The organism is Sedimentibacter sp. MB31-C6, from assembly GCF_035934735.1.
Classification (GTDB): Bacteria; Bacillota; Clostridia; order Tissierellales; family Sedimentibacteraceae; genus Sedimentibacter.
Map to the genome: position 1 here is coordinate 697,971 of NZ_CP142396.1, position 18,124 is coordinate 716,094.

14 protein-coding genes are annotated in these 18,124 nt (G+C 30.8%); 3 read left to right on the forward strand and 11 right to left on the reverse strand.

All coding sequences use genetic code 11. From position 1 onward, the window contains the following. The first annotated feature begins 497 nt into the window (after positions 1–497). A complete protein-coding gene (locus tag U8307_RS03450) occupies positions 498–743 on the forward strand; it encodes an alpha/beta-type small acid-soluble spore protein (RefSeq protein WP_326910259.1) in 246 nt (81 codons plus the stop codon). A 117-nt stretch (positions 744–860) separates the two neighbouring features. Here U8307_RS03450 and U8307_RS03455 read toward each other — a convergent pair whose 3' ends face one another. The 10 genes from U8307_RS03455 to U8307_RS03500 all read right to left on the reverse strand — a co-directional run bounded on the left by U8307_RS03455 (position 861) and on the right by U8307_RS03500 (position 15,006). Next, entirely contained in the window at positions 861–1,886 is a 1,026-nt protein-coding gene (locus U8307_RS03455; RefSeq protein WP_326910261.1) for an electron transfer flavoprotein subunit alpha/FixB family protein, read from the reverse strand. Positions 1,887–1,901: 15 nt separating this feature from the next. Beyond that, positions 1,902–2,684 carry an electron transfer flavoprotein subunit beta/FixA family protein gene (locus U8307_RS03460; RefSeq protein WP_326910264.1) on the reverse strand — a complete coding sequence of 261 codons (783 nt, stop codon included), beginning with the start codon at positions 2,682–2,684 and terminating at the stop codon, positions 1,902–1,904. Positions 2,685–2,697: 13 nt separating this feature from the next. Continuing rightward, complete coding sequence (locus U8307_RS03465) at positions 2,698–3,837, reverse strand: acyl-CoA dehydrogenase (RefSeq protein WP_326910265.1); 1,140 nt, start codon at positions 3,835–3,837, stop codon at positions 2,698–2,700. 190 nt (positions 3,838–4,027) lie between these two features. Next, a complete protein-coding gene (locus tag U8307_RS03470) occupies positions 4,028–4,807 on the reverse strand; it encodes a short-chain-enoyl-CoA hydratase (protein WP_326910267.1) in 780 nt (259 codons plus the stop codon). A gap of 367 nt (positions 4,808–5,174) precedes the next feature. Next, complete coding sequence (locus tag U8307_RS03475) at positions 5,175–5,807, reverse strand: HAD-IA family hydrolase (RefSeq protein WP_326910270.1); 633 nt, start codon at positions 5,805–5,807, stop codon at positions 5,175–5,177. 10 nt (positions 5,808–5,817) lie between these two features. Continuing rightward, the gene (locus U8307_RS03480) at positions 5,818–8,106 is read right to left on the reverse strand and encodes a Tex family protein (protein WP_326910272.1); all 2,289 of its coding nucleotides are present in this window, start codon (positions 8,104–8,106) and stop codon (positions 5,818–5,820) included. Between the two features lie 69 nt (positions 8,107–8,175). Then, positions 8,176–9,289, reverse strand: a protein-coding gene (prfB, locus tag U8307_RS03485) for a peptide chain release factor 2 (protein ID WP_326910273.1) whose coding sequence is annotated in 2 segments (ribosomal slippage) — positions 8,176–9,213 and positions 9,215–9,289 — 1,113 coding nt in all. Because the reading frame shifts where the segments join, the coding sequence is not laid out codon by codon here. Between the two features lie 95 nt (positions 9,290–9,384). Continuing rightward, positions 9,385–12,144, reverse strand: coding sequence for a preprotein translocase subunit SecA (secA, locus tag U8307_RS03490; protein ID WP_326910275.1), 2,760 nt, complete (start codon positions 12,142–12,144; stop codon positions 9,385–9,387). Between the two features lie 26 nt (positions 12,145–12,170). Further along, positions 12,171–13,394 carry an NAD(P)/FAD-dependent oxidoreductase gene (locus U8307_RS03495; RefSeq protein WP_326910277.1) on the reverse strand — a complete coding sequence of 408 codons (1,224 nt, stop codon included), beginning with the start codon at positions 13,392–13,394 and terminating at the stop codon, positions 12,171–12,173. A gap of 13 nt (positions 13,395–13,407) precedes the next feature. Beyond that, positions 13,408–15,006 (reverse strand): NAD(P)/FAD-dependent oxidoreductase, encoded by a 1,599-nt coding sequence (locus U8307_RS03500; RefSeq protein WP_326910279.1) that lies wholly within the window; start codon positions 15,004–15,006, stop codon positions 13,408–13,410. A gap of 183 nt (positions 15,007–15,189) precedes the next feature. Between U8307_RS03500 and U8307_RS03505 the strand changes: the two genes are divergently transcribed. After that, complete coding sequence (locus U8307_RS03505) at positions 15,190–16,041, forward strand: DMT family transporter (RefSeq protein WP_326910280.1); 852 nt, start codon at positions 15,190–15,192, stop codon at positions 16,039–16,041. Here U8307_RS03505 and U8307_RS03510 read toward each other — a convergent pair. Continuing rightward, positions 16,038–16,463 (reverse strand): Lrp/AsnC family transcriptional regulator, encoded by a 426-nt coding sequence (locus U8307_RS03510; RefSeq protein WP_326910281.1) that lies wholly within the window; start codon positions 16,461–16,463, stop codon positions 16,038–16,040. The two genes, U8307_RS03505 and U8307_RS03510, sit on opposite strands and share 4 nt — an antisense overlap. A gap of 252 nt (positions 16,464–16,715) precedes the next feature. Here U8307_RS03510 and U8307_RS03515 point away from each other — a divergent pair, with 252 nt between their 5' ends. Further along, a complete protein-coding gene (locus tag U8307_RS03515; protein ID WP_326910282.1) occupies positions 16,716–18,050 on the forward strand; it encodes an oxaloacetate decarboxylase subunit alpha in 1,335 nt (444 codons plus the stop codon). Positions 18,051–18,124 lie beyond the last annotated feature (74 nt).

Consider the following 18,124-nt stretch of genomic DNA (forward strand, 5'->3'; position numbering starts at 1 on the left):
ACTTATTAATAAGTTCTGGCGCTATAATACTATTGTCTCGTAAGTTCTCCGAATTTTAACCCTCCTTTTTTTATTTTATTATTAAAATATGTAACATTAAAATTTTAGTTACTTAATCTTTATTATTTTAACACAAAATAGTTATAAAGTACATAATTAATTATGTATTTTTATCAATAAATCGTCTATTTGGTTATTCATAACCTTTTGTAGATATAATTTCCATGTATTATAAAAACAAGAGTGCTAATAATAAGGTTAGAAAGTCAATTAATTGATTTTCTTCTTTGAAAATTTAATCATGTAAAATGTATAGGCAGTTTAGATTTGTCTAAATATTTATTAATATAAGTGGGTACCCCTATTCATACTTTAATTTTGGTAATTAAAATTTCAAAAAACTCAACATATATTACCAATAATACAATAACTTACATGGTTAAATTAAATTCAAATGACAATAATAATATTACATCTACTAAGAAAGGAGAGACAAAATGAGTAGTAATAACAACAGTGGAAGCAACAATATTGTAGTTCCTGAAGCAAAACAAGCATTAAACCAAATGAAAACTGAAATAGCTAATGAATTAGGTTTAACAAACTATGAACAAGTAGATAAAGGTAACCTTACTGCAAGACAAAATGGTTACGTAGGCGGATACATGACTAAGAGATTAGTTGAAATGGCACAAAGACAAATGAGTGGTTCAAGTGGAATGCAGAACCAACAAATGAAATAAAGGTACATTCTGATTATAAAATAAATAAAGATATAAAATTGGTGAATAGCAATTGCTATTCACCTTTTTTAATGTTTATAAGGAAGGGATTAGTTTCCTTACAATACTTGTTACCAATTATTTATTAACTGTTGCTTGTTTTAATTGTTCAATCAACTGTGGAACAACTTTAAATATATCTCCAACTATACCAACATCTGCAACTTCAAATATTGGAGCTGTTTCATCTTTATTGATTGCTATAATATAATCAGATTCCTCCATACCGGCTAAATGCTGTATAGCTCCTGAAATACCACATGCTATATAAAGATTTGGTCTTACAGTTTTACCAGTTTGACCAACTTGTCTGTCCTTTGGTACCCAACCTGCATCAACAGCTGCTCTAGATGCTGATATTGTTCCGTCAAGAATGTCTGCCAATTCTTCAAGCATTGAATAGTTTTCAGGACCATGCATTCCTCTTCCGCCTGATACTAATACTTTAGCATCTTCAATGTTCATTCTTTGCTGAATTATTTTTGTTACATCTAATATTTCAACATTCTTACATTCAGCTGGAATTTCTAATTTATATTCTTCAATATTTACAGGATTTGATTCTGATGGTTTTAATGCCTGCATAACTCCTGGTCTTACAGTAGCCATTTGTGGTCTTGTATCAGGACATGCAATTGTAGCCATTAAATTTCCACCAAATGCAGGTCTTGTCATCATTAAGTTTAATTTTTCAGAATCTTTATCATCTGGTTCAATTGTTAAGCCTGTACAGTCAGCAGTTAATCCTGCTTTTAATCTACATGCAATTCTTGGAGCTAAATCTCTTCCAATTGCAGAAGCTCCATATAATACTATCTCTGGTTTTTTATCTAATATAATTTGATTCATTGTATAAACATATGGTTCTGTCATATATAAATCAAGTAATTCATCATCTACATATATTACATTGTCTGCACCTGCATAGCACAATTTTTTTGCTTCGTCTTTCATATCTTTTCCAAGCAAAACAGCAGTTACAGTTGTATTTAAATCTTCTGCCAATTTTTTACCTTTGCCTACAAGTTCAAAGGCTACTTTTTGTACTTTTTGGTCTCTTTGTTCTGCAAAAACGAAGATGCCTTTATATTCAGAAATATTCATTTTGTCCTCCTCCTACTAAATTATAAATTTTTCTTTCATTTTATCAAGTATCAGTTCAGCTGATTCTTGAGGTTCTAAGTTAAATACTTTACCTGCTGTTTTTGCGCCTTTTGTAAATGACTTTTTAACCTTTGTAGGAGAACCCTTTAATCCAATTTCATTTAAATCAACGTCTAAATCTTTAACTGTCCAAACTTTTACCTCTTTATCTCTAAAGGCTTCAAATATACCGCCTGGAGTCATATAACGAGGTTGGTTTAATTCAGCTAATGCAGTTACCAAACAAGGTAATTTTGTTTTTAAAGTATGATATCTATCCTCATATTGTCTTTTAACAATGATGCAATCTCCATCAATTTTAATATCTTCTGCATAGCTTATGTTTGTTAAACCTAAATGTTCAGCTGTTTCAGGTCCAACTTGTGCAGTATCTCCATCTATTGCTTGTCTACCTGTAATAATTAAATCATAGTCTAATTTGCTCAATGATGCAGCAAGGGTTTTTGAAGTTGCCAATGTATCTGCTCCTCCAAATGCTCTATCTGTAATAAGGATTGCTTCATCTGCACCCATTGCCAATGCTTCTCTCAATGCTAAATCTGCTTGAGGAGGTCCCATTGATATTGCTGTTACATGTGCACCCTTTTCTTCTTTAATTCTTATTGCAGCTTCAAGACCTGCTTTGTCATCAGGGTTTATTATACTTGGTACGCCTTCTCTTATTAAAGTGTTAGTTTTTGGATCGATTCTAACCTCTGTTGTATCAGGCACCTGTTTAATACATACTACTATATTCACTATCTTTGCCTCCCTATTTCAACATATTTGCACTGATAACCATTCTTTGAACTTCTGAAGTTCCTTCATAAATTTCAGTTATCTTCGCGTCTCTCATCATTCTTTCAACAGGATAATCTCTTGTATATCCATATCCTCCATGAAGCTGAACAGCTTTTGTTGTAACTTCCATAGCTGTTTCTGCTGCTATTAATTTAGCCATTGCTGCATCAACATTATATGGTTTACCTGCGTCTTTATTACATGCTGCTCTGTAAACCAAAAGTCTAGATGCATCTACCTTAGCTTGCATATCTGCTAACTGGAACTGAGTATTTTGGAATTTAGATATTGATCTACCAAATTGTTTTCTTTCTTTAACATATTTAACAGTTTCATCAATAGCACCCTGTGCAATACCAAGCGCCTGAGCAGCAATTCCTATTCTACCGCTATCAAGTGTCTTCATTGCAATTTTAAAGCCTTGTCCTTCTTTTCCAAGAAGATTTTCTTTTGGTACAATACAGTCTTCAAATACCAACTCACATGTTGCAGAGCCTCTAATACCCATTTTTAATTCTTTTTTTCCTATTGAAAAACCAGGGAAGTCTTTTTCCACAATAAATGCAGAAATACCTCTTGTTCCTTGAGATTTATCAGTCATAGCCATAACAATATAGCAATCCGCATAGGATCCGTTTGTTATAAATATTTTTGTACCGTTTAGAATATAATTATCTCCATCAAGTACTGCTTTAGTTTGTTGTCCTGCTGCATCTGTTCCAGCTCCAGGTTCAGTAAGTCCAAATGCTCCTATCCATTCACCCGATGCAACTTTTGTTAGATACTTTTTCTTTTGTTCTTCAGTTCCAAATTCATTTAATGGACCGCCACAAAGTGAAGTATGTGCGGATACTATAACGCCTGTAGTTCCACAAACCTTTGAAAGTTCTTCAACTGCCATAGCATATGTTAAATAATCGCAACCTTGTCCACCATATTCCTTTGAAAATGGTATACCCATGAAACCGTACTTACTCATTTTTTCAACAGTTTCAACAGGAAATCTTTCTTCTTCATCAACTTCTTGTGCTAATGGCTCTACTTCATTGATAGCAAAATTTCTGAATAACTGTCTTGCCATTTCATGTTCCTTGCTTAATTGAAAATTCATCATTTCACTCCCTATTATTTTTGCATAACTAAGTTATGCTACAAATTTTTTAACAATTACTTAAACCCATAAATTTACCCATTGTTAATAATTTAACCCAAACATTTTTAAAAAAACTTGATATCACCACATACGATTATACTAGCTTGTATATAAAATATCAAGTTAATTTGTCGAAATTTTATTTCCATTATATTCCTTTGAAATTTGCAGGCCTTTTTTCTATAAATGCTGACATACCTTCCTTTTGATCTTCTGAAGCAAAGCATAAACTAAATATATTAGATTCATAGGCAATACCTGTCTCTATATCAGTTTCAATTCCTCTATTAATAGCTTCTTTCGAATAAGCTACTGCTAATTTTGAATTTGACTTGATTTTTTGAGCAATAGAAATTACTTCTTCCATAAGGTTTTCTGGTTCAACCACTTTATTAACAAGTCCTATTCTATATGCCTCATCCGCTTTAATATGGCTACCAGTAAAAATTATCTCTTTTGCCTTGCCTAATCCCACTATTCTTGGCAACCTCTGAGTTCCAGAAAATCCTGGTGTTATACCAAGTCCTACCTCAGGTTGACCAAATTTTGCTTTTGTAGATGCTATTCTTATATCACATGCCATTGTTAACTCACATCCACCGCCAAGTGCAAATCCATTGATTGCTGCTATTACGACTTTATTAAGAGTTTCAATTTTTCTGAAAACCTTGGCTCCATCTTCACCAAATTTCTTTGCACCTGCAGCGTCTAGTTCTTTCATATAAGCAATATCTGCTCCAGCTACAAAAGCTTTACCCTCTCCTGTCAATATTACAATATCAACTTCCTTATCATCCTTAATAGAATCAAATATATATTCAAGTTCTGCAAGAACTTCTGCATTTAATGCATTTAAGGATTTAGGATTATTAATTTTTACAGTGCAAATTCCTTCATTTTTTTCTACTAACAAATTTTTAAGCTCCATATATGCCTCCATATGTAATTTTTATTATTAATTTAATTATATCATTGAATAATCTATTTTGGATTAATTTTTATTAACATTTAATATTTTTACAAAATATTGTGATTTTTTAAACATTTGTTTAATAGTTATGCATTGGTTCAGTGTGAGAATTTTAGAAATATTTGTGATTTTTTTATTAGTTCCTACTTTTTCATTACTTTATGTAATATGCAACCGTTTCTCGATAATCATATTGCACGTTTTACATAAATTATTAAAATATCAATATGTTTTGCTATTTATATTTATAAATAATAAAATCTGAACTAAAAAGTATAATTCAGATTTTATTTTTATAAAATTTAACATGTATTTATTTTTAATGCTAAATTAATTCAATGAGATCCCACATTTTGTCAAGTACATATTTCACCTTATATTCTTCTGCTAAGACCTGGGATTTTTTTTGCCATCCAACTAAAACAGGCGTTATTTCTGCATTAATAGCACATTCCATATCAAATTTCGAATCTCCAACATACAATGTTTCTTTTGTAGTGCTATTAAGCTCATCAATTGCCCTTATTAATGGTTCTTTGTTTGGTTTATGTTTTTCTACATCATCTGCAGCGACTATTACATCAAAATATTGCTCAATGTTAAAGTTTTTAATTGCATCTAATGTTGATTTTCTTACTCTAGAGGTCACTATTCCCATTTTAATACCTTTATTTTTTAAATGTTCCAATGTTTCTATTACAGTATCATACAGATATACTTCATCATTGAACCTGTCTACTTGATATTCTCTGTAACATGAAATAACGTCCTCAAAGTTGAATTTATCAAAATCTCTATTCAGTGTTGTATCTAGTGGTTCTCCAAAGGTACTCATAATATATTCTTCATCACAATCATTATTACAAAATACAGAATATATATGTTTAAAGGAATTAATTATTAATTGATTTGTATTTGCTAATGTTCCATCAAAATCGAATACTACTGTTGTAACCATTTAAGTCTCCTTACTTTTTTGCCTTTTTCATACTAAGACCAATTCTCTGTCTTTCGGTATCTATACTTATTATAGTTACATTAACTATATCTCCAACATGAACAACTTCCATTGGGTTTTTTATATATTTATCACTCATTTCTGAAAGGTGAACTAGTCCATCTTGTTTAACTCCAATATCAACAAATGCTCCAAAATCAACAACATTTCTAACTGTTCCCGTCAACTGCATTCCAACCTTTATGTCATCCATTTTCATTACATCATTTCTTAATATTGGTTTTGGCATTTCATCTCTTGGGTCTCTACCAGGTTTTTTTAATTCTTCTATTATATCTATTAAAGTAGGAATACCAATATTTAAATCATTTGCTAAAATTTTAATTCTATCATTGTATCTAGTTTTAAAAGGTTTCTTTTCCTCTTTAACATTTAACAAAGCTAAAGATTCCAAACCTTTAAGTCTATTGCTTTTATTTGGCTCTTTTACCTTTTTTGACTCTTCTTTTACTTCTATTTTCATTATTCTTTCGGTAATATCTTTTAAACTACCATTTTTAACATCATCTAATGTATAACCGAGTTGTTTTAATAGCTTTTCAGCTATTTCATATGATTCAGGGTGTACTGCTGTTTTATCTAAAGGATTCTCACCATCACTAATTCTTAGAAATCCTGCACATTGTTCAAAAGCTTTATCACCAAGTTGTTTTACCTTAATTAATTCACTACGATTACGAAATTTACCATTTTCTTCTCTAAACTTAACTATATTTTTAGAAATTGTTTTGGTTATACCTGATACATACTGTAAAAGAGCTGTTGAAGCAGTATTTAAATCAACACCTACACTATTAACGCAGTCTTCTACTACTCCGTCTAATTCCTGTCCTAATTTTGTTTGATTAACATCATGTTGATATTGACCAACACCAATACTTTTGGGATCTATTTTTACTAATTCTGCTAATGGATCCTGCATTCTTCTTCCTATTGATATAGCTCCTCTAATTGTTACATCTAAATCTGGATATTCTTCTTGCGCTAATTTCGATGCAGAATATACAGAAGCACCAGCTTCACTTACAATAGTATAAGAAACTTTCTTATCTATTTTAGAAAGCATATCTGCTACAACCTGCTCTGTTTCTCTTGATGCAGTTCCATTTCCAATTGTTATAATTTCAATATCATATTTTTTTATTATTTCAGTCATAATCTTCTGAGATTTTTCCACTTCATTTCTTGGCTCATTAGGATATATGACTCCTTGTTCTAAAAATTTTCCTGTTCCATCTAAAACTGCTAACTTACATCCTGTTCTAAAACTAGGATCTATAGCTAATACTCGTACATCTTTAACTGGCGGAACCATAAGTAGATTTTTTGTATTTTTACCAAATACTTTTATAGCTTCTCCTTCTGCTCTATCTGTAAGTATATTTCTTACTTCTCTTTCAATAGATGGAGATATAAGTCTTTTGTAGCTGTCTTCAATAGCAGCTATCACGTAATCCGTTGTTATTGAAACTTCACTTTTTGTTTCCTTGGATATTAAGTAATTTATTATTTTATCATCAGGAGTATTTAATTTAACTTTAAGTTTTTTCTCTTTTTCTCCTCTGTTAATAGCTAATATTCTATGATTTGCAATACGTTTAATATCTTCTTCAAACTTATAATACATTTCATAAACAGTTTTTTCTTCTTCGTCAACTGCCTCTGTAGTTAATACTCCATCAACTAAATATATTTCTCTAATATGCTTTCTATAATCAGCATTGTCAGAAATTCTCTCCGCTATTATATCGCAAGCTCCTTCATAAGCTTCTTTTACATTTTTTACACCTTTTTCTTCATCTATAAAAGGCTTAGCAATTTCATCTAAATCGCCATCTGCTAAATTTTGGTCTATTATAATATTTGCTAATGGTTCCAAACCTTTTTCTTTTGCTTTAGAAGCACGAGTAGACTTTTTCTGTTTATATGGTCTATACAAATCTTCTACTCTTTGAAGTACTTCAGATTTTAGAATTTCATTTTTAAGTTCTTCAGTAAGTTTTCCTTGTTCTTCTATTAATCTTATTACTTCTTCTTTTCTATTTTGTAAATTCCTTAAATAAACTAACCTTTCATGCAAATCCCTCAAAACAATATCATCTAAAGACCCCGTTTGCTCTTTACGATATCTTGCTATAAAAGGAATTGTATTTCCTTCGTCAATTAATTTAATAGTGTTTTCTACTTGATTTAACTTAATATTAAATTCTTCACATAATATTTTGTTTATATCCACCATTCTCTCTCCCTCCATTTTAACTGTAGAATACGCATTATATGCGTTCGAGGTTTGCGTATAATACAAACCTTACGATTGTTTTAGTGATTTCATTTTCAAATATTCATTCATAAACATGTCAATATTACCGTCCATGACTGACTGAACATTTCCAATTTCAGCATTTGTACGGTGATCTTTTACAAGATTATAAGGATGAAAAACATATGACCTAATTTGGCTACCCCAAGCAATTTGATTATATTTGCCTTGTATATCTTCTATCTTTTCTTTTTGCTCCATTTCCTTGATTTCAATTAGCTTTGATTTTAACATTCTTAATGCAGTAGCTTTATTACTATGTTGTGATCTTTCATTTTGACAGGAAACGACTATACCCGTTGGAATATGGGTAATACGTATTGCAGAATCTGTTGTATTGACATGCTGACCTCCTGCGCCACTAGAACGGTATGTGTCAATTCTTAAATCTGATTCATTTATTTCTATATCATTGTCTTCAGATATTTCAGGTATTATATCAACTGACGCAAATGATGTATGTCTTTTATTTGATGAATCAAATGGAGATAAGCGAACTAAACGGTGAACTCCTTTTTCTGATTTTAAATATCCGTATGCATTTTCACCTTCTACAAGTAATGTAACACTTTTTATTCCAGCTTCTGTGTCAGGAAGTATATCAAGAACTGTTAAGTTATATCCATGGGATTCTACCCACCTTGTATACATTCTATAAAGCATGTCTGCCCAATCCTGAGCTTCTGTACCGCCTGCTCCTGAATGAATGGATAGTATAGCATTATTCTTATCATATTCTCCACTTAACAACGCAACTATTCGAGCTGCTTCAAGTTGATCTTCAACTTCTTTCATATCACTTTTTATTTCTGAAATCTGACTTTCATCATCTTCCTCTATTATCAGTTTTAATAAAAGCTCTATATCCTCTACTTGTTGTTTAAGATTTAAATAATCATTCATACGGTTAGTATTGCTTTTTAATTTCTGAGCTATCTTTTGTGCTTTTTCTTGGTTATTCCAAAAATCTGGTTCCTGCATTTCTTGCTCAAGTAATATGTTCTCTTCCTTCAACTTTTCCAAGTCAAAGGGAACCACCTACTTCATTTAATATTTCATTGAATTTTTTTAGTTTTTCGTTAATTTCATACAAATCTATCAAATTATCAACTCCTTTTTATAACTATTGACAAAAACAAATGTATGGAACGCTTAAGTGCGTTCCGCGTTGCATATTTTACACAACCTACAATCATTCTATTCGTCTTTACCACAACATTTTTTATATTTCTTTCCACTTCCACAAGGACATGGATCATTTCTGCCAACTTTTTTCTCTTTTTTTACTACAGGTTTTGGTTTTCCAGTTCCACCTAAATCTCCACCACTCATACCTGTAATTTTAGCAACTTCTTTTCGTTGAATTTTTTCTTGAGGTCTTACTCTCATTAACATCTTAATAGTTTCTTCTTGTATTGATGCAGTCATTTCTTCAAACATATCATAGCCTTCAACCTGATATGCTCTTACAGGATCTTGGTTTCCTAAAGCTCGCAACCCAATACCTTGTCTCAATTGATCCATGGCATCTATATGATCAATCCATTTTGTATCTACGTTTCTAAGTAAAACAATTCTTTCTATTTCTCTGAATGTTTCTTCTCCAAATTCTTTTTCTTGTCTTTCGTAATGTCTACCTATTGCATTTCTAACTTTTTCTCTTAGTTTTTCTTTTGTAATTTCTTCAGGATCATCACCATCAAAACTTATTAGTATAGCAAAGGTATCTGCTATATATTTTTCAAAACTGTTAATATCCCAATTATCATTGCCTCGTTCTTCAGTAGTATACATACTTATACCATGTTCGATAATTTCATTAATCATATGATTTATATAATCTTTGAGATTTTCACCAAGGAGCACTCTTCTTCTTTCAGAATAAATAACCTCTCTTTGTTTATTCATAACATTATCGTATTGAAGAACATGTTTTCTTATATTAAAGTTCCTACCTTCAACTCTACCTTGAGCTGTTTCTATGGTTTTAGTTAGCATTCCTGCTTCTAAAGGTTCATCTTCTGGCATTTTTAGTGTATTTATAATTGTTTTAACTTTATCCCCTGCAAATAGTCTCATTAAATCATCTTCCAATGAAATGAAAAACCTTGTTGAACCAGGGTCTCCCTGTCTACCTGCACGACCTCTCAACTGATTATCTATACGTCTTGATTCATGACGCTCAGTTCCTATAATATGCAATCCGCCTATTTCTTTCACTCTATCTTGCTCATCTTTAAGTTCTAATTTTGATTCTTCTAAAAACTTTTTATACATTTTTCGAGCTTCTACTACTTCATCATCATCTGTATCATCAAAGCCATCGGATAATGCAATAACCTCATCAGAGAACCCTTTAGATTTCATCTTATGTTTTGCAAGATATTCAGGATTACCTCCTAATACTATATCCGTACCTCTACCTGCCATATTAGTTGCTATAGTAACAGAACCAAAACGTCCCGCTTGTGCAACTATATCCGCTTCCTTATCATGTTGCTTAGCATTTAACACTTCATGCTTAACGCCTTGTTTCTTTAAAATTTTACTTATTAGTTCTGATTTCTCGATAGAAATTGTACCTACTAATATTGGCTGACCTGTTTTATGTTTCTCTATAATTTCATTTATTACAGCAATAAACTTTCCTTGTTCATTTTTATATACTACATCTCCTAAATCTTTTCTTACGATATCTTTATTTGTTGGTATTTCAATAACATCAACGCCATAGATTTCTCGGAATTCTTCTTCTTCAGTTTTTGCAGTACCAGTCATACCAGATAGCTTCTTGTACATTCTGAAATAATTTTGAAATGTTATTGTTGCAAGAGTTTTTGATTCTTTTCTAACTTCTAATTTTTCTTTTGCTTCTATAGCTTGATGTAATCCATTTGAGTATCTTCTACCATACATTATACGGCCTGTAAATTCATCAACTATTAAAACTTCACCATCTTTTACAATGTAATCTATGTCTTTTCTCATTGTATTATGTGCTTTCAAAGCTTGATTAATATGATGTGAAATTTCCATATTTTCTTGATCTGCTAAATTTTCTATATTAAAAAACCTTTCGGCTTTTTCTAAACCTTTTGATGTTAATGTTACATTTTTACCTTTTTCATCAACTATATAATCAACTGTATCATCTTCTTCTACATCACCCATAATATAATCCATTTTGGATTTCTTTTCATTTGGATCCTGAATTTTACCCTTTAATGTCTTAACAAAATTATCAGCTTGATCATATAAGATAGTTGATTTTTCCCCTTCTCCAGATATAATTAAAGGAGTTCTTGCTTCGTCAATTAGGATGCTATCAACCTCATCTATAATACAAAAGTTAAGATTTCTTTGAACCATTTCTTCCTTGTGAATTACCATGTTATCTCTTAAATAATCAAAACCAAATTCATTATTAGTACCATAAGTAATATCACATTCATATGCTTTTCTTCTATCACTTTTAGTAATTCCATGAATTATACATCCTACAGAAAGACCTAAAAAGTTATGAACCTTACCCATCCAATCAGCATCACGTTTAGCAAGATAATCATTAACAGTTATTACATGTACCCCTTTACCTTCTAATGCATTTAAATAAACTGGTAGTGTAGATACAAGAGTTTTACCTTCACCTGTTTTCATTTCAGCAATACGCCCCTGATGTAAAACTATACCACCGATAAGTTGAACTCTGTAATGCTTTTGTCCAAGAACCCTCCAAGCAGCTTCACGAACAACTGCAAAAGCTTCTGGTAATATGTCATCCTTAGTTTCTCCATTAGTAAGCCTTTCTTTAAATTCTTTTGTTTTAGCCTTTAGTTCGCTGTCAGTCAAGGCTTCCATATTTTTTTCTAGGGCAATAATTTTATCCACCGTTGGTTCTATCCTTTTAACTTCTTTTTCACTATAAGAACCAAAAACTTTTTCTAAAAATCTTTTCATATTTTCTCCCTTTCTGCAATATATCCCTATATAATAGAACTGAAATACCCAGCTGTATATCCTGAGCTCCACGCCCATTGCAAATTAAATCCTCCACAATCACCATCAACATCAAGTATTTCACCTGCAAAGTATAAACCTTTCACTTTTTTAGATTCAAGGGTATCATTATTTATGCCTGATAAGTCAATTCCACCTGCAGTAACTTGTGCTTGTAGCCAATTATTATGTCCTACAACTTTAAATTTCCATTCTTTTAATATATCTATTATTTTATATATTTCTCTTTTATTTAGTTTGCTACATTTTATATCTTTTCTTTCTAAGCCAGCTTCTATTAATACTACTGGAATTAGTTTTTTGTTAATTAACCCTATTAAACTATCTTCCAGATTTTTATAACCTATTCTTTTAAATCTATCACTTATAATATCATAAAGCATCAATTTACTTAAGTTAGGAAACATATCAACTGATAAAAATACATTTGCACCCTTATACATTTCTTCTAGTACTTTCCTACTAATTTGTAATATAGGTGGGCCTGAAATTCCATAGTCTGTAAAAAGAATTTCTCCGTTATCTTCCCTAACAGACTTTTTGTCAGTAAATGCTTTTACAGTTCCTTCAAATTTAACTCCATTCATCCTTTTGAAATATTTACCTTCAAGTCTAAGCTGTACTAAAGCTGGAAAAGGCTCAATTACATTATGTCCTAGAGATTTAGCAATTTCATATCCCCTACCATCTGAACCTAATTGAGGACTTGCCTTTCCGCCACAACACAAAATAACCTTGTCTGCATAACAAGTTCTGTCACTACCTATAATACTGAACTTTTCTTTATTCTTTCTTAATTCACGAACTTCAAATTCAGTTATTGTTTCTATATTTAATCTTTCTATTTCATATCTCAGGACATCCAAAATACTTGAAGCTTGCAAAGAATTTGGATAAACTTTGCCACTTTCATCAGTATATACATAAATACCTAAATCTTCGAAAAATGAAAGAGTATAACTTAAATCAAAAAAATTTAACACTTTAGCTGCTTTCTTAATATTTGTTCCATGATATCTGTCTAAAGAAATATACATATTAGTAAAATTGCATCTGCCATTACCAGTAGCTAATATTTTTTTACCAACTCTATTCATTTTTTCATAAATTTTTACATTTGCTTTATTTCTCTTAGCTACTATAGCAGCTATAAGTCCTGAAGCTCCTCCACCAATAATAGCAACTTCCATTTAATCATTCCCTTTAGTCTTTTTTCATAGGTTTATATGTTTTAATTATTTGTTCAGCAACTTTAAGTCCATCTATTGCAGCAGACATAATACCTCCAGCATAACCCGAACCTTCTCCACAAGGATATATTCCCTTTACATTGCTTTGCATACTATCATCTCTAATAATTCTAAGAGGAGACGATGTCCTCGTTTCGACTCCAGTTAAAACTGCATCAGGTCTATCGAATCCTGATAACCAATTTCCAAAGGCACATATGCCCTCAACTAAACTTTGGCACACATAGTCTGGCAAACACTCCCAAAGATTTGCAAATGTAGAACCAGGTCTGTATGTTGGATAAATATCTCCAAAAGTAGTAGATGTTCTCTTCTCTACAAAATCTTTTAACAACTGTACTGGTGCATGGTAATTTCCACCACCTAACTCAAATGCCTTTTCTTCAAATTTCCTTTGAAACTCTATTCCAGCAAGAGGATCTTCATCGCCTCCAAAATCCTCTGGTGTAACTGATACTACAATTGCTGCATTAGCATTTTCCAAATCTCTATCATAAAAGCTCATACCATTTGTAACAACTCCACCTTTTTCAGATGAAGAACCAGTAACCATACCACCAGGACACATACAAAAAGTATAAACTGATCTGCCGTTCTTACACTTATGAACAAATTTATAATCAGCAGGTCCTAGAGATGGATGTCCAGCCATCTCACCATATTGAGCTTCACTTATCATACTTTGAGGATGTTCAATTCTAACTCCTATTGCAAGAGGTTTTGCTTTTAGCTCTATTTTATTATTTAACATTTCAAAAGTATCTCTAGCACTATGTCCAATTGCAAGAACTAGTATATCTGTATCAATTATATCATTTTCAGTAATTACACGAATTAAATTATCGTCTCTTACTCTTATATCAGTTACTTTCTCTTCAAATCTATAAGTTCCACCAAGTTCAATAACTTTTTTTCTAATCTTTACTAAAACATCTCTTAATAAATCTGTCCCAATATGAGGTTTATTAACATATAATATTTCTTCAGGTGCTCCAGCTTCAACAAATTCTTCAAGAACTCTTTTTCCTCTTTTTGATCTATCTTTAATTAATGTATTTAACTTCCCGTCAGAAAATGTTCCTGCTCCACCTTCTCCAAACTGAATGTTTGAAGTTTCATTTAAAGTTCCATCTCTCCAAAACTTTTCTATATCTTTAACGCGTTCTTTAACTTTTTTACCTCTTTCGATAATTATTGGATTATATCCCTTTTCTGCTAAAAGCAGTCCACAGAACAATCCTGCTGGTCCACTACCTACAATTACAGGTCTTTTGCCCAATAATTTTTCACCAGTAGGTTCAATTTCATATATAAATGGTTCTACAACCGAAATATTATTATTTCTTTTTGAAATTTTTATATCATTATAAAGTTCTACATCTAAAGCATATATAAACATTATATTGTCTTTTTTTCTAGCATCTATTGATTTCCTGAATACTGACAAGGATTTAATTTCTTCTTTCTTTACTCTTAAGGCTTCAGCAGTTTTATTAGTTAAATCTTCTTCAGTATGTTCTATTGGAAGCTTTACTTGCTGTATTCTAATCATTTATTTTCACCTCTTACTATCATTCATCTTGATATCAATATTATTATTTTTTTGCAACCTATTTATTATACCACAATATAAAAATTATTCTATGAGAAATTTGATTATTTTAAGCAATAATAATATAAGTATATTTGAGCAAAATAGTAAACAATTCATTGTCAATAAAATCGAGAGGTGCCTATGAATATAAATAAAAATAAATCCATCATATTAATGCTAGTTTCATCATTTACTTTTTCTTCTATGCAGATAATTGTAAAACTACTGCCTAATATTCCTTTAATTGAAAAAGTGTTCTTTAGAAATTTAATAAGCATTTTAGTGGCTTTTTATATATTAAGAAAGAATAATTTAAGTTTTTTTGGTCTTCAAGAAAACAGAAAATATCTTTTCTATCGTTTTATTTTTGGCTTTGCTGGAATTATATTGTTTTTTTATGCAACAACACAAATGTTAACTGCTGATGCAGCAATGCTTAATAAATTATCCCCAATTTTCGTAACTGTATTAGCACATTTTTTCCTAAAAGAAAGAATTAATAAAATACAGATAACTTCATTAATAATTTCTTTAATAGGAGCATCACTAGTTATAAAACCAGAATTTAATTCAGCAGTGTTACCTGCTATCGCAGGTTTGCTTTCTGCTGTTGTTTCTGGTGCAGCTTACATTTTTATTACATCTATAGGCAAAAAGGAGAATGTGTATACTATAGTATTCTTTTTCTCCTTTTTTTCTGCATTAAGTTGTCTCCCGTTTTTCTATTTTGAATTTATTATACCAAATATTTATGAATTAAGTTTACTATTATTACTAGGTTTACTTGCAGCTATAGGCCAAGTAGCATTGACATGTGCATACAATAATTGTCAAGCTTCTGAAATTTCTATATATGACTATTCTAATATAGTCTTTTCATTTATATTAGCATATATTTTTTTATCAGAGATTCCCGATATTTTAAGTACAATTGGCGGAACTCTAATAATATCTGCATCTTTTATTTTATTTTTATACAATAAGAGAAATTAAATTTGTTTCCCATCTATTGGACTAGACATTATAATAAATGTTTCTGTATTTCCAAAAAATTGAATCTTCCCCACCAGTTCTTCTAGATGTGTCATTTCTCTTAAATATGCTTTCATAATCATACTGTGAGGTCCTGTAACATGATGACATTCAACTATTTCTTCAGAATTATTTGCGAATTCTAAAAAATTATCCTGCTTTTCTGGCTTTATTGATGCATTAATTAATGCACATATAGGTTTCCCTACTTTTTCATTATTTATTACTGCTTTATAACGCATAATAACGCCTAGGTCTTCTAGTCTTTTAACTCTTTCTGCCACTGCTGGCGGACTCAGTGAAACTTCTTTTCCTAATTCTTTCATAGAAATTCTGCCGTCAGTTTGTAATATATTTATGATTTTTATATCTGTATGATCCATAAATACCGCCTTATTATATTAATTAAATTTTTGAATTTATTTTTATAATTAATGCAAATTATAAAAACCTGTAATTTAAATTATGTACAAAATACTTTATTCATGGTATTATAACATAAATTTATAAATTAAATCAACATGTATCTTATATAATAATTAGTTGATTTAAAAATTAATAATAATTTACAATGTTTATTTTAAAATAATTTAATAATAATAGTATTAAAACTACAGTTTAACAAAGGAGGTTTTATGTCAAAGCTAAAAATAACAGAAACTTCGTTAAGAGATGGACACCAATCTCTTATTGCAACTAGACTGACAACTGATGAAATATTACCTATTGTTTCAGAAATGGATAAGATAGGATATCATTCAATGGAAGTTTGGGGAGGAGCTACTTTTGATAGTTGTTTAAGATTCTTAAACGAAGATCCTTGGGAAAGGCTTAGGAAAATCAAAGCTAATGTTAAAAATACTAAACTTCAGATGCTTTCTAGAGGACAAAATATATTAGGATATAAAAATTATCCTGATGATATTGTTGAAAAATTTTTAAAAAATGCAATTTACGAAGGAATTGATATTGTAAGGGTATTTGATGCTTTAAATGATTTTAGAAACTTCAAAAAATCAATTGAAGTTGTAAAAAGGGAAGGAGCCCACTGTCAATGTGCAATTTCTTATACTATAAGTCCAATTCACACACAAGATTACTACTTGAAATTAATAAAGGACTTTGAAAATGCCGGAGCTGATTCTATATGTATAAAAGATATGTCAGGAATTTTGCTACCATTTGAAGCTTACAAATTAGTTAAAGCTATAAAAGAAGTAACTAATCTACCTATTGAAATACATAATCATTGTACTAGTGGAATTGCTGAAATGACACTCCTTAAAGCTATTGAAGCAGGTGTTGATATAGTTGATACTGCTATTTCCCCACTGTCTTCAGGTACTTCTCAACCATGTACAGAGTCTTTAGCTTTAACTCTTAAAGGTACAGAAAGAGATCCTGAACTTGATATTCAAACTCTTAGCACTGTGGCAGATTACTTTAAGCCTATAGTCAACAAATATGTTGATAACGGTACATTGAGCTCAAAGGTTTTAATGACTGAGCCTAAAACATTGCAATATCAAATACCTGGTGGTATGTTGTCAAATTTGATATCTCAAATGAAATCACTAAATGCTGAGGATAAATTCGAAACAGTTCTTGCAGAGGTGCCTAAAGTTAGAGCAGATTTAGGATATCCCCCACTTGTTACACCTATGAGCCAAATGGTAGGAGCTCAAGCAGTTTTCAATGTTATTTCAGGTGGTAGATATAAAATTATTCCTACTGAAATTAAGGAATATGCAAGAGGTAAATACGGTTCACCTGCAGTTCCTATTTCAACTGAAATAAAGGAAAAAATCATAGGAAATGAAGAAGTTATAACCGTACGACCAGCAGACTTATTAGAGGATGCTTATGATAATTTTAAAGCAGAAATAGGGAATCTAGCCAAAACAGAGCAGGATGTTTTATCATATGCACTGTTCCCCAAAGTAGCAAAAGAATTTTTAGAAAAAAGATGATAACTTTTGTAGGGGACGCATTTTATGCGTCCCGATTCAACAATAAAAAAGCTCGCATTTTTGCGAGCTTTAAC

Excerpts from the sequence above, each read along its gene's own strand:
- secA (WP_326910275.1), bottom strand. The coding sequence starts at position 12,144 with ATGAAAAGATTTTTAGAAAAAGTTTTTGGTTCTTATAGTGAAAAAGAA.
- U8307_RS03505 (WP_326910280.1), top strand. The coding sequence starts at position 15,190 with ATGAATATAAATAAAAATAAATCCATCATATTAATGCTAGTTTCATCA.
- U8307_RS03465 (WP_326910265.1), bottom strand. The coding sequence starts at position 3,837 with ATGAATTTTCAATTAAGCAAGGAACATGAAATGGCAAGACAGTTATTC.
- U8307_RS03480 (WP_326910272.1), bottom strand. The coding sequence starts at position 8,106 with ATGGTGGATATAAACAAAATATTATGTGAAGAATTTAATATTAAGTTA.
- U8307_RS03470 (WP_326910267.1), bottom strand. The coding sequence starts at position 4,807 with ATGGAGCTTAAAAATTTGTTAGTAGAAAAAAATGAAGGAATTTGCACT.
- U8307_RS03495 (WP_326910277.1), bottom strand. The coding sequence starts at position 13,394 with ATGGAAGTTGCTATTATTGGTGGAGGAGCTTCAGGACTTATAGCTGCT.
- U8307_RS03515 (WP_326910282.1), top strand. The coding sequence starts at position 16,716 with ATGTCAAAGCTAAAAATAACAGAAACTTCGTTAAGAGATGGACACCAA.
- U8307_RS03510 (WP_326910281.1), bottom strand. The coding sequence starts at position 16,463 with ATGGATCATACAGATATAAAAATCATAAATATATTACAAACTGACGGC.
- U8307_RS03455 (WP_326910261.1), bottom strand. The coding sequence starts at position 1,886 with ATGAATATTTCTGAATATAAAGGCATCTTCGTTTTTGCAGAACAAAGA.
- U8307_RS03500 (WP_326910279.1), bottom strand. The coding sequence starts at position 15,006 with ATGATTAGAATACAGCAAGTAAAGCTTCCAATAGAACATACTGAAGAA.
- U8307_RS03450 (WP_326910259.1), top strand. The coding sequence starts at position 498 with ATGAGTAGTAATAACAACAGTGGAAGCAACAATATTGTAGTTCCTGAA.
- U8307_RS03475 (WP_326910270.1), bottom strand. The coding sequence starts at position 5,807 with ATGGTTACAACAGTAGTATTCGATTTTGATGGAACATTAGCAAATACA.